The sequence below is a fragment of the Halomonas alkaliantarctica genome (assembly GCF_029854215.1).
Classification (GTDB): domain Bacteria; phylum Pseudomonadota; class Gammaproteobacteria; order Pseudomonadales; family Halomonadaceae; genus Vreelandella; species Vreelandella alkaliantarctica_A.
The window spans coordinates 917,842-931,013 of record NZ_CP122961.1; the positions used below are offsets into that span (position 1 = coordinate 917,842).

The window sequence follows — 13,172 nt, forward strand, 5'->3', positions numbered from 1 at the left end:
GTTCCGTCCCTTCTTTGTTGCCGCTTTGTTACACTGTCAGCAAATAGCGTTGATAATATTACACGCTTCCCGAGACAGATATTCAGCAGGCCGCAATAGCGAGGTTTGACAGTAACGATGGATAACGACAGCGGCGATGATGCCGTTTGGCAAACGGCGCTAGACTGGCTGATGCGCGAGCATGAAGAGACATTGAGCGATGCTGACCGCGAATCGCTCCATGCGTGGTTAGCGGCTTCTTCTCAGCACCGCCGTGTATTTCGTGAAGCCGAACAGCTATGGCTGCTAACGGGGATGATTCCAAGTGGTGATGAGCGCAGCTGATCAGCCACTGATTTTTTAACCTCCTTCTTCGATTTTCAGGCTAGCTCAATGGTCGCGAGCAAAAGCTGTTTTCCACTGGTGCAGTTTTTAGCCTGGCAAGGGTAATGCTATGCCGACGCCCTAGCGGCCCCTCTCCTTATTTTTTCTATTTTCTTCCCCAGCATTAAATTTTCTGACACCTCACTCGTCATTAGGTAATGAGAAGCAATTGCGTTTTATTTCTCATTTCTTAGGTAACGGTGAGGTTAGTTCCATGACAAGCTGTTTTGATCGTGAAGATGGTGTCTTCCGCGTATTAGTCAACCACGAAGAGCAGTACTCCCTCTGGCCCGAGTGGAAAGCGATTCCCGCTGGCTGGACCGATACCGGTGTGCTCGGTGATAAGCCAACCTGCCTCGGCTACGTCGAAAAAACCTGGACCGATATGCGGCCATTGTCGCTACGCCAGTGGATGGATGCTCAGGCCAAAAGCGAGGCGGAGCAGGTGGATGCAGGTTAAGCGTTTAAGGCTGCTCTGCCTGCCCTGTGCCGGGGCTAGCGCCACTATGTATTTGCGCTGGAAGCGTCAGTTGCCCGCCTGGATCGAGGTATATCCCGTCGAGCTGCCTGGGCGTGGTGAACGCCTGGGTGAGTCGCTCATCGATGACTTCGAGACCCAGGTCGTGCGCCTGTGCGAAGAGCAAGCAACGCGGATGCGTGGAGACTTTGTCCTGTTCGGTCACAGCATGGGGGCGTTGTTGGCCTACGGCATGGCAGCTCGCTTGCGCGATGTGGGGCGCCCTCAGCCACGGATGCTATTCGCCTCAGGCAGTGCGGCACCCTCAATGCGCGACTCAGAGCGTTTAGCGGGGCTTGATAACGATAAGGCCTTAATCGCGGATCTGCGCCAACAGGGCGGCACCCCAGAGGAAGTCTTCGAAAACCCTGAGCTGCTGCGCCTTACCCTCGATATCTTGATGGCGGACTATCGCCTCTGCCGCAGTTTCCGCTATCGCGGCGGGTCACCGCTTGCTTACCCCCTACAGGTACTCGCCGGGCGTGAAGACGATATCGAGCAAGAGCGTCTGGAAGCGTGGCAGCGGGAAGCCGGCGGGGTGTTCTCTTTAGACTGGTTCGAAGGGGGGCACTTCTTTATTCGCCAGCAGCAACCGCAAGTGCTGGATACCTTAAAGCGGGCACTGGCCCGACGGCTTGAGGAGGTGCCCCATGCAGCGCCTGCGGTTAGCTGAAGGGGTGCCCGAGGGGCTTGAGGTATGGCGCTTAGCGCTCGATCTGAATGCCCCGGTAGCCGACGACGATGATCGTCTGCTGAGTCGAGCCGAGTGGCAGCGCGTCCAGCGGCTTCGCCATCACGCCGATGTCGTGCGCGCCGTGGCGACACGCGCTGCCCTGCGGCGACTGCTATCCGCGCACACCGGTATAGCGCCAGAAAAGTTGGTGTTCACTCAGAACGCTTACGGCAAACCAGCGTTGGAAAACGCTGATGGGCCTGCTTTCAATGTCTCCCACTCTGGCCATGTCGCCCTGATCGCGCTTGCTCCCGGCGGCGCGGTGGGGGTCGATATTGAGCGTCGTCGATCCGAGGACGAACTGGCGCCGCTGCACGGGCTGGTGCTATCGCTGAGTGAGCAGCTCGGCCACGCACGCGATGGCTTCGCAATGCCCTTTATGGAGCGCTGGGTGGTTAAAGAGGCGGTGCTTAAAGCCTTGGGGCTGGGCATCGCTGATCATTTGCAGGCGCTCTCGATCACTTCCTCTTTAGGGCCGCCAGGCGCCTATCACCTTAAGCACTCGCTTCCCGTGTCATCACCTCTGCAGGCATGGCCGCTGCCAGCGCCGAGTGGCTATGCCGCTGCCCTGGGCTATATCCAGAGCTAACGCTACTCAACGACTTTTTAGGAGATCAGTAATGGACAGCCAAAGCGCAACACTAACGCAACCAACCAACGTCATATCCCAACGTCAGGGGCCTGCTGATTCAGAGCTGCCCATTATGATTTCCCCCGCCTACCCAGGGCAGCCGCTGCTGGAAGCCTTCGGTGATTTGCGTGCGGATATTGAGTCACTAGTGACTAGAGTCGGTGGGGTGCTGCTAAGAGGTTTCGATGTTCCCTCCGTTGACGATTTTCAGCAGTTTGCCGCCGCCTTTGGCCATCCGCTGCTGAGTTACGAGTTCGCTTCTACGCCACGCTCAGCGGTTTCCTCGGGCATTTATACCTCCACCGAATACCCTGCCCATCAACATATCCCCCTCCACAACGAGCAGGCTTACACCCGTGAGTGGCCGATGAAAATCTGGTTTCACTGTGTCACCGCTTCCCCTGAGGGCGGAGAGACGCCGATTGCCGATAGTCGCGCCATTTACCGCCGTATGCCGGTAGAGATCCGAGAGCGCTTTGCCCCCGGCATTCTCTACGTACGCAACTACGGCGATTTCGATATGCCTTGGCAAAAGGTGTTTAACACCGAAGACCGCGCTGAAGTGGAGGCATTCTGCCAGCGCGCGGGTATTCGCTGTGAGTGGAAGCCCGATGGCGACCTGCGTACTACCCAGTTATGCCAAAGCATAGAGACCCATCCGGTCACCGGTGAGCAGGTGTGGTTCAACCAAGGCCATCTTTTCCATGTCTCCAACCTGCAGCCAGAGGTACGAGAGTCGCTGGAAGAGCTGCTAGACCCCGAAGACATGCCGCGCAACGTCTTCTTTGCCGATGGTAGCCCCATCGACGATGCCATCTTCGATGAGATCCGCGGCGTCCTGGCCGACGAAACGGTGATGTTCCCCTGGCAAGCGGGCGATGTGCTGATGCTCGACAACATGCTGGTCGCTCATGCGCGTACGCCGTTCAAAGGGCCGCGCAAGGTCGTCGTGGCCATGGCGGAAGGTCACGGCAACCTCTCCAACGACTAAACATAACGCCTCATCTCACGGCCAGGAGTTCCAGCAGGTACGCATATGAATATAAGGCACGCTCAGACAATGAACAGCCACCCGTCCCATAATGTTGCTAACCACAGCTTCGTTGAGCATTTAAGTCTTCTGGCCCGGGAAAGGCCCAGCGACAGGGCGCTGATTGTAGTGAACGCTCAAGGTGAGATCACCCTTGACTACGCCACCCTGGAACGGCGTTCCCGCGCCCTGGCCAGCGAGCTCCAGCAGCGGTTCCCGGCGGGTGAGCGTGCCTTGATTCTGCTGGATAACGACGAGCACTACGTGGTGGCGTTCTTCGCCTGCCTGTATGCCGGGGTGATTGCCGTGCCCGTCTTTCCACCGGAGTCAGCCAAGCAGCAGCACCTTGCTCGCCTGCTGGCGATTGCCGCCGACTCTCAGGCCGCCTGTGTGCTCACCTCTACAACGATTATCGATGTGGTCGCATCTGCAAGCGAAGGCTTCGGCAGCGCCGAACTGATACCTGTGGATGGCGTAGATGAGAGCCGCGCTGAACACTGGGTCGAGCATCGCCCAAAGCGTGATGATATCGCCTTTTTACAGTACACCTCTGGTTCCACAGCCACGCCCAAAGGGGTGATGGTGAGCCATGGCAACCTAATGGCCAACGAGCGCGCTATCGAATCGGGCTTCTCGATTGGTGCCGACGATGTTTTCGTCAGTTGGCTGCCGCTTTACCACGACATGGGGCTGATCGGTGGCCTGCTGCAGCCCATCTATCGCGGTATCCCTGCGGTATTGATGAGCCCCACCTTCTTTTTACAGCGGCCGGTACGCTGGCTGGAAGCGATCTCCCGCCACCGGGGCACCATTAGCGGTGGCCCCGATTTTGCCTATCGGCTGTGTCTTGAGCGTATCCGCGACGAGCAGCTTGAGGCGCTCGACTTATCTAGCTGGCGGGTCGCATTCTCAGGCGCCGAGCCGGTACGCCACGATACCCTCACTGGCTTTATCGAACGCTTCCGCCCAGCGGGCTTTGCCGCTGACACCGCAGCACCCTGTTATGGCTTGGCCGAAGCGACGCTATTGGTTAGCTGTAATTCGCGCGGTACAGGCGTGGTGGGCACGGCTTTTTCTCAACAGTCGCTGGCCGAGGGGAAGGCTGCCTCAGCGGTTGAAGGCAACACTCTGGTGGGCTGTGGTACACCGGAACCCGGTCACGCTATCGATATTGTCGATCCTGAGGGGCTTCACTCGCTGCCCAGTGGTGAAGTCGGCGAGATCTGGGTCAATGGGCCCAGCGTGGCGCACGGGTATTGGCAGAACCCAGAAGCAACAGCGCAAGCCTTTGTTACCCGCGATGGGGTCAGTTGGCAGCGCACCGATGATGCTGATGCACAGAACCACGACGCCCGCGATGATCGCTGGCTGCGCACTGGCGATCTAGGCTTTCTGCACGAAGGGCAGCTGTATATCGCCGGGCGTATTAAGGACCTGATCATTCTGCGCGGCCATAACGTCTACCCACAGGATATCGAGAGCGCTATCGAAGCCGAGGTGGAAGCAGTACGCAAAGGGCGCGTGGCGGCCTTTGCCGTGACCACGTCGGAAGGCGCTGAAGGAATCGGCGTTGCGGCAGAAGTCTCCCGCGGCATACAGAAGCTAGTGCCCGCCGAGAAGCTGGTCGAAGCGCTAAGCGAGACGGTGGGAAGCGCGTGCCATGAGCCGCTTTCGGTAGTGCTACTGCTTAACCCAGGCGGTCTTCCCAAAACCTCCAGCGGTAAATTGCAGCGCAGCACCTGCCGCCAAGACTGGGAGGCGGGTAGCCTGGATGCCTACGCCATTCACGCCTTTGGGCGTTTTGTCAGCGGTGGTGACGCTGAGGGCGGAGGAAAGTCATCGCAATCCACTGCGGAAGCAGGGAGCGAAACGGAGCAGGCGTTGGCGAAGCTCTGGCACCAGGTGCTGGGGGACGGCAAGAAAAAGCCGTTGGGAAAAGATGCCCACTTCTTCGCCAGCGGGGGTAATTCTCTGGCGGCGGTGCGCCTAGCCGCCGCCATCAGTGATCACTGGGGCGTCGAGCTATCTCTGCACTCGCTGTTCGAGCAACCGCGCTTGTCTGCCATGGCTAACGCTATCGAAGCACGTTTGGCGGCATCACCGGATCAACGAGGGATGGCCATCCCCCGTCTTGAAGATGAGCAGCGCCAAGGCGACATACCGCTGTCGGAAGGACAGCGCAGCCTATGGCTGACGTGGCAACTTGATCCCCAGAGCGCGGGTTACAATATGGCAGGGGCACTGCATCTCAAGGGGGTGTTGGAACCAACAGCGCTCAATGCAGCGCTGGAGAATCTCGTGCAGCGCCATGACATTTTGCGTACTTACTACCCCTTGAATGAGGCGGGAGAACCTGTTCAGCGGCTAGCGCAGGATTGGCATCCTGAGCTGATCTGTAACGAGATGCCCAGTGATAACGTGGTTGAACGGGAGCAGGCACTGCATGACGCACTCATTAAACTGGCCCGGCAGCCTTTTGACCTGGATCAGGCACCTCCCTTAACCGTCGCCCTCTACCGCTTGTCCACGGAGCATCATGTGTTAGCTGTCGTGCAGCACCACATTGCTGGCGATGGATGGTCAGTACAGGTGCTCATTGATGATTTGTGCGCACTTTATGAGCGCGCGTGCACTCAGCAAGAAGCCAAGCTTGCACCACTGCCCATACAGTTCGCAGATTATGCGGTTTGGCAGCAGCGTCAGCAGCATCGTAGTGAGAGACATAATAGTGAGCGGCAGGGCCAACTTGCTCACTGGTGTGAACGCCTCTCGGGGGATCATCCCCCGCTAGCGTTGCCCTTGGATCGCCCACGCCAAGCGATGTCCGCACCGAGCGAAGGCCAGCTGCGCTTTACGCTTCCCGGTGAGTTGAGCGAGCAGCTACGTAGCCTAGCCCGTGAAAGAAACGTTTCACTCTACGCCGTGATCTTGGCGCTATTGAAGCAGACGTTGTATCGCTTTAGCGGTGAGACAGATATCAAGGTAGGGGCGCCGATTGCCAATCGGCATAAAGCCGAGCTTCAGGGCTTAATTGGGTACCTTATCAATGTCGTTGTGTTGCGCACTCAGATTGATCCCACTGGAAATTTCGACCGTTTGTTAGATGAGGTGAACGCTACCCTGGTCGATGCCCAGCTGCACCAGGATGTCCCCTTCGATCAAGTGGTGGAGGCGCTACAGCTCGAACGGCAACCGGGGGTACATCCGCTATTTCAGGTGAAGTGTACTCAGCAGGAAATGTGGCAGGCGGAGCGTCACGTGGCTGGCCTGGCCATTCAAGCCGAGCAGGTATTCACGGGTATTGCTCACTTCGACCTGAGTCTCGATTTTTGCGATGAGCTCGAGGGAATAGCAGGTCTATTCGCTTACTCCGCAGAGCTATTTGATGCCACCACGATCGAGCGTTTCTGCCAGGCATTCCGGTTCCTGGCCGAGCAGGTCGTAGCTGATCCGCGGTCTCACACTGCGATGCTGCCGCTACCTGAGCCTATCTCCGTGCTGGAAGGCAACCAAAGCGAGATTCTCACTCAGGCTATACCCACCCTGCTGTCGAAAGTGGTAGCAGCTCATGCTGATGAGTTAGCCGTAAACGATGGGCAGTACCGTTATACCTATGCCAGCCTGGATGCCCAAGCCCAGAGTCTGGCACAGGCACTAATCGCAAAAGGCGTTGGTTCCGAGGTGCGTGTTGCCATTCACGCTGAGCGTTCGTGCGAGTACGTGCTCGGCATTCTCGCCGTACTCAAAGCGGGCGGGGCTTTCGTACCGCTTGATCCACAACTGCCGAGCGACCGCTTGGCCTATCAATTGGCTGACAGTGGCGCTCGCTTACTACTGAGCAGCACGCCTTGCGGCTGGAGTGATGACGTTCCGGTAATGGCGCTGGCGTTTATCGACGATATTCCGGCTGCCGTAGAGCACGAACTGCCTGTCATTCATCCCCAGCAGACCGCCTATGTGATCTATACCTCTGGTTCCACGGGCAAGCCTAAAGGGGTGGCGGTTAGTCACGGTGCTCTGGCCAATTACGTACAGGGTGTTCTGGAGGCGCTGGCGCTACCAGAAGGTGCCCGCAACATGGCGATGGTGTCGACGGTGGCGGCGGATCTGGGGCATACGGTGCTGTTTGGTGCCTTGTGCACCGGCCGCACCTTGCACCTTATTTCCCACGAGTGCGCCTTTGACCCGGATGCTTTTGCGGCTTATATGCGTGAACAGCAGGTGGACGTGCTCAAGATTGTGCCCAGCCACCTGCGGGCGCTGCTGAGTGCCGCAAGCCCAGCGGATGTACTTCCGCAAGAGCGCTTGATTCTGGGTGGCGAAGCTACCGACTGGGCGCTACTGGCGCGTCTCGCCGAGTTTAAGCCAACCTGCCAAGTGCTTAATCACTACGGCCCGACGGAAACCACGGTAGGTATTCTCACCCAGCAAGCCGACATGGCCGATCATGGTGCCAGCACACTGCCTATCGGCACACCGCTGGCCAATGCTCGGGCCTATGTGCTCGATCCCTGGCTTAATCCTGTGCCGAAGGGTGTTGCCGGTGAGCTCTACCTGGGTGGCCCTGGGCTGGCTCAAGGCTATCTACAGCGGCTGGGGCAAACGGCGGAACGTTTCGTTGCCAGCCCCTTTCATTCGGGGGAGCGGCTCTATCGCAGCGGTGATCGTGTGCGCCAACTGGCCGATGGTAGCCTGGAGTTCCTTGGCCGTGTGGATGATCAGGTCAAAATTCGCGGCTATCGGGTTGAACCGAGCGAAATCGCTACCCTGCTGCGCGATCAACCGTGCATCGCGGAGGCCGAAGTGGTCGCGCGGGAAAACGAGGAAGGCCGCGCGCAACTGTTCGCCTACGTGGTTATAGCAGCCGGGAGCGACGTCGATGATGCTGTGTTACTCGCGCAGCTTGGCGAGCGCGTGCCGGACTATATGGTGCCCAGTGCCCTGGTACGGCTGGATGCCTTACCGCTAACCGCCAATGGCAAGTTAGATCGCAAGGCGCTGCCCGAGCCAGTGCAAGCCGGTAGTGGTAAAACCTTTGAAGCGCCCCAGGGAGAAGCAGAAGAGACGTTGGCAGAGGTCTGGGCTGACGTGATCGGCTGCGAGCAGGTGGGGCGTAACGACAACTTCTTTGAGTTGGGTGGTGACTCCATCCTCAGCTTGCAGATCGTCGCACGCTCGCGCAAGCGTGGCTACAAGGTAACGCCCAAGCAGTTGATGGAAGGGCAGACCATTGCCGCAGTGGCGGCGATGGCCACACCCTTGGCTGCTACCGCTCCTAAACAAGCGGCTGCGCCCAATAAGACTGCTTCCTTTGCGCTGCTGCCGGTACAGCGCTGGTTCTTCGAGCAGAGCTTTGCCGAGCCACACCACTGGAATCAGTCGTTGATGCTGGAAGCGGCCAGTGATGTAGATGCCGCGCTGCTACGGCGTGCCATTGAGGCAGTGGTCGATCACCATGGTGCCTTGCGGCTGCGCTTTGAGCGCGTTGGCGATAGCTGGCAACAAGCTTATGGCAAGCTAGCCGATGACCTCTTCAAACACCTGGATCTGAGTGACCATGCGGATCCGGCGCAGGCCATCACCCAGGCCGCCGATGCTGCGCAACACAGCCTAAGCCTGGAGCGGCCGTTCCGAGCCATCTGGATGGCACTGGGAGGCGAGCGCGGCGGGCGATTGCTGCTAGTGGCTCACCACCTAGTGGTAGACGGCGTCTCGTGGCGCGTGATTCTCGATGACCTGCAAACGGCCTACACGCAGTTAAATGCAGGAAAGGCAATTGATCTGCCACCAGCAACCTCCTCGTTAGATGAGTGGGCGAGTGCCCTGGCCGACTATGCCAAATCGGAGGCTTTGGCTGAGCAATGCTCCTATTGGGAGAGCCTTGTCAAAGAGCCAGAGCCTAGCCTGCCTGCACATAATCCCCATGGCAGCAACACCGTCGCCGATACCGCATCGCTCGTTGGCAGCTTGCCTACCGAAGCGACCACGCAACTGCTGGGGCCGGCGCATAAAGCCTACCGCACCCAGGTGGATGACCTGCTCCTCGCTGCACTATCGAGCGCCCTGTGCCAATGGGCGGAGCGAGACAGTGTACTAATCGAACTGGAAGGCCATGGTCGCGAAGATCTGTTCGACGGTGTCGATCTCAGTCGCAGCGTAGGTTGGTTCACCTCGCTCTACCCGGTTCGCCTGACCCCAAGTAATGGTGGATCGGGTTCAAGCCTAAAAGCCATCAAAGAGCAACTTCGCCAAGTGCCTGAAAAAGGGCTCGGCTACGGCGTGCTGCGCTATTTGAAAGAAGAGCCCGCGCTGGTCGGTGGTGCCTACCCCCAGGTCACCTTCAATTATCTAGGCCAGTTGGATCGCTCCCTACAGGGCGATGGGGCCTGGCGGCTCGCTAAAGAGAATGCAGGGCAGGCTCGCGCGCCCCAAAGCAAGCGCCGTACCTGGATTGAGGTGGTGGCCTGGGTTCAAGATGGCCAACTGCGCTTCGGCTGGAATTTCAGTCGTGAGATTCACAGCGATGCAGCGATACATGCCTTGCAAGCAAGCTTCCAAGCGCAACTGGAGTCACTCCTTGATCACTGTGATAGCGGCGTTCGTGGCGCAACGCCTTCGGACTTCCCGTTGGCGGGGCTGAGTCAAGGGCAGCTTGACGGCTTGCGATTGGATGTCGCCAATGTTGAGGACATCTACCCGTTGGCGCCGATGCAGCAAGGGCTGCTATTGCATACCCTGCTCAATCCAGGCGCTGGTATGTACATGATGCAGGATCGCTACCGGTTTGCTTCGCCTATCGACGTCAATGCTTTCGAGAAAGCCTGGCAGCGAGTTGGCGAACGGTATGAGGTTCTACGTACAGGGTTCGTATGGCAAACCGAAGAGATACAGTTGCAGGTAGTATATCGGCAAATTCCTTCACCCGTGGAATATATCGATTGGCGCGGTATTGACGAGGATGAGGCCGATCGGCGCTTGGCGGTGTTATTGCGTCAGGAGCTTGATGATGGCTTCGACCTGGAACGACCACCATTGCTAAAGGTACGCCTTATTCAACTGGCGGAGAACCTGTTCTACGTCGTACAGAGTTTCCACCATATTCTGATGGATGCCTGGTGCCGCTCCCTGTTGCTCAGCGATTTTTTCCACTATTACGATGCCTATCGTCTCGGGACGAGTCACGAGTTGACGCAACCAAGGCCGTATCGTGATTTTATCGCTTGGTTGCAGCAGCAGGATGCCAGTGTGCTACGCAACTATTGGCAACATGAGCTTGAAGGTTTCGATGAGATAACGCCGATTCCTTATCTTAAGCCGCACGGTTCGCACGACAGTGTTGCCACGGTGGCTGATGTATTCTCCTCGCTCTCCCACGATGAGAGTGCAGAGCTACAGAACGTTGCCCGACAGCATCAATTGACTGTCAATACGATCGTACAAGGGGCATGGGCACTGCTGTTAGGGCGGCTTTCCCAGGTGGATGACATCCTATTCGGCGTGACAGTGGCTGGGCGCCCGCTAGAACTGGAGGGCATACAGGAGACGATGGGGCTGTTTATCAACACAATCCCTCTGCGTGTGTCAGCCCCTTCGCCGCAAACATCTGTCCTTGATTGGCTGCATGGGCTATTGGCGAAAAACCTGGAGATGCGTCAATACGAGCATCTACCGTTAGTCGAAATTCAATCGTTGGGAGAGCAGTCACAAGGACGCAGTCTATTCGATAGCCTCTTTGTATTCGAAAATGCGCCGATAGATGCCAGCATAACGGAGAAAATCCATGATCTTCATGTGTCTATCAAGGGCAACCGCACCCACACCAATTACCCCTTGACCGTAGTGGTGGTGCCTGGCGAGCAATTGATGCTGCAGCTCTCCTACGACGCCCGAAAGTTTGACGATTCCGAAGTCGAGAGGCTGCTCTCAGGCTTCCGTCAAATTCTCTTGCACATTATTGACAGGCCTGATGCTCCCTATCATGAATTGGACGTATTGCCTGTTAACGAGATGAAGACACAGCGGGCGCAATGTAGAGGGCAGTCGGTTACTTATCCCTTTGAGCGAGGTTATATCGACCTGTTCCGTGAGCAGGTACGACAGCATCCACGCCAAGCTGCCGTTCGCCATCAGGGAGACACACTCACTTATGATCAGCTAGAGGACACCTCCAATCGCATTGCCCAAGCACTGCGGCAAGCAGGGGTGAAGAAGGATAATGTCGTCGCCCTGCATGCCGAGCGCGGCCTAGCGTTGCCAAGCATGATTCTGGGTACGTTCAAGGCTGGCGGTGCGTATCTAGCGCTGGATCCCCGACTTCCTGATCAGCGTATCGTCGATATGCTGGCGTCCAGCCATGCATCGGTTCTGGTTGCCACTGCTGAGCAAATACCGCATCTCGAAGCTGTGCTTGAATCCATGCCCAACCCGCCGCGGATGCTCGTGTTCGAGGATCTGGTCACGGCGGAAGCACTAGAGGGGGATGCCGCTGTAACGGCTCACCCTGATCAGGCCGCCTACATCATCTATACCTCTGGTTCGACCGGTGAACCCAAGGGTGTCGTCGTTAGCCATCGTGGCATGCTCAATAACCAGTTGAGTAAGGTTCCCTACCTGGATCTGTCGGCCAGCGATGTCATTGCCCAGACCGCAGCGCTGAGTTTCGATATCTCCGTCTGGCAAACATTGGCGGGACTGTTATGTGGCGCCAGCATCGAGATCGTGCCTGATGAGATTGCACGCGACCCCAGTGCATTGCTCCTTTATGTGCGCGACAACGGCGTTACGGTACTGCAAAGCGTACCTGCAGTGATCCAGGGAATGTTGAATACTGCCTCAGTCGACCTGCCAGCACTGCGCTGGCTGCTGCCCACGGGGGAAGCCTCCACCTCCGAGCTAGTGCGCCAATGGTTTGAGCGCTATCCGTCGATTCCCCTGGTCAATGCCTATGGCCCTGCTGAATGTGCCGATGACGTATCCCTGCACTTACTGCGTAGCGACGATGACGAATACGTAGCCGTGGTGCCGATCGGTAAGCCGGCCGATAACACTCAGCTAATCGTTCTCGACAACCAGCTGAACCCACTACTAACGGGGGTGAGTGGCGAGCTATATGTCGCCGGTGTTGGTGTTGGGCGGGGTTACCTGAACCAGCCGCAGCTGACGGCGGAGCGCTTCGTGCCCAACCCGTTTTCCGATGTGCCTGGAGAGCGGCTTTACCGGACAGGCGATCTTGCCCGCTATCGCACCGATGGCGTGCTTGAATACATCGGACGCACCGATCAGCAGGTCAAGATACGGGGCCAGCGCATTGAGCTGGGAGAGATAGCATCTCGGTTGGTGGAATTCGATGTTATACGAGAAGCGGTAGTGGTGGCCCAGAAAGGGCCAGGAGGCGCCAGGTTAGTGGCTTATGCCGTCGCCCAGCCACATGAACTGATCGATACGGCCGAGCTACGCGAGCGTCTAGGGCAGGTATTGCCCGACTATATGGTGCCAAGTTTAGTGGTAATGCTCAATGCCTTACCACTAACGCCCAACGGCAAGGTGGATCGCAAAGCATTGCCCGAGCCCGACTTCGCCAGTAGCGCGCAATATGAGCCACCCCAAGGTGAGACGGAAGAGACGCTAGCGGCGATTTGGAGCGAGGTGCTGGGTGTCGAGCGGGTAGGGCGTCACGACAACTTCTTCGAGTTAGGGGGGCATTCGCTGTTGGCTCTTAAAGTGCAATCTAAAGTGGAAGAACATTTCGATATACGTCTCCCTCTCCGCAGCTATTTCGAACACGCTACATTGGCCTCTATGGGTGAGCCCATTCAGGAAAGCAGGGGAGGTGCGAAAGAGAGCGAGAGCGCTCAACTCGAAAAGATGGCAGCGCTATTAGACGGTATGGAGAGCTGAT

At 57.8% G+C, this 13,172-nt stretch carries 6 protein-coding genes; all 6 read left to right on the forward strand.

Translation table 11 applies throughout. The features are described from left to right. Positions 1-117 precede the first annotated feature (117 nt). Positions 118-324 (forward strand): FecR/PupR family sigma factor regulator, encoded by a 207-nt coding sequence (locus QEN58_RS04180; protein WP_280105901.1) that lies wholly within the window; start codon positions 118-120, stop codon positions 322-324. 253 nt (positions 325-577) lie between these two features. Then, positions 578-823, forward strand: a complete 246-nt coding sequence (locus QEN58_RS04185) for an MbtH family protein (protein ID WP_280105902.1) — start codon at positions 578-580, stop codon at positions 821-823. Further along, positions 813-1,553: a thioesterase II family protein gene (locus QEN58_RS04190; protein ID WP_280105903.1), complete on the forward strand. Its 741-nt coding sequence runs from the start codon at positions 813-815 to the stop codon at positions 1,551-1,553. Before QEN58_RS04185 ends, QEN58_RS04190 begins: the two co-directional genes overlap by 11 nt. Next, positions 1,531-2,202 (forward strand): 4'-phosphopantetheinyl transferase family protein, encoded by a 672-nt coding sequence (locus QEN58_RS04195; protein WP_280105904.1) that lies wholly within the window; start codon positions 1,531-1,533, stop codon positions 2,200-2,202. The genes QEN58_RS04190 and QEN58_RS04195 overlap by 23 nt, the downstream gene beginning before the upstream one ends. 31 nt (positions 2,203-2,233) lie before the next feature. After that, positions 2,234-3,235: a TauD/TfdA family dioxygenase gene (locus QEN58_RS04200; protein ID WP_280105905.1), complete on the forward strand. Its 1,002-nt coding sequence runs from the start codon at positions 2,234-2,236 to the stop codon at positions 3,233-3,235. 69 nt (positions 3,236-3,304) lie between these two features. After that, positions 3,305-13,171, forward strand: coding sequence for a non-ribosomal peptide synthetase (locus QEN58_RS04205; RefSeq protein WP_280105906.1), 9,867 nt, complete (start codon positions 3,305-3,307; stop codon positions 13,169-13,171). Position 13,172 lies beyond the last annotated feature (1 nt).

Coding starts and splice junctions, on each gene's coding strand:
- QEN58_RS04200 (WP_280105905.1), top strand. CDS start 2,234: ATGGACAGCCAAAGCGCAACACTAACGCAACCAACCAACGTCATATCC.
- QEN58_RS04185 (WP_280105902.1), top strand. CDS start 578: ATGACAAGCTGTTTTGATCGTGAAGATGGTGTCTTCCGCGTATTAGTC.
- QEN58_RS04190 (WP_280105903.1), top strand. CDS start 813: ATGCAGGTTAAGCGTTTAAGGCTGCTCTGCCTGCCCTGTGCCGGGGCT.
- QEN58_RS04180 (WP_280105901.1), top strand. CDS start 118: ATGGATAACGACAGCGGCGATGATGCCGTTTGGCAAACGGCGCTAGAC.
- QEN58_RS04195 (WP_280105904.1), top strand. CDS start 1,531: ATGCAGCGCCTGCGGTTAGCTGAAGGGGTGCCCGAGGGGCTTGAGGTA.
- QEN58_RS04205 (WP_280105906.1), top strand. CDS start 3,305: ATGAACAGCCACCCGTCCCATAATGTTGCTAACCACAGCTTCGTTGAG.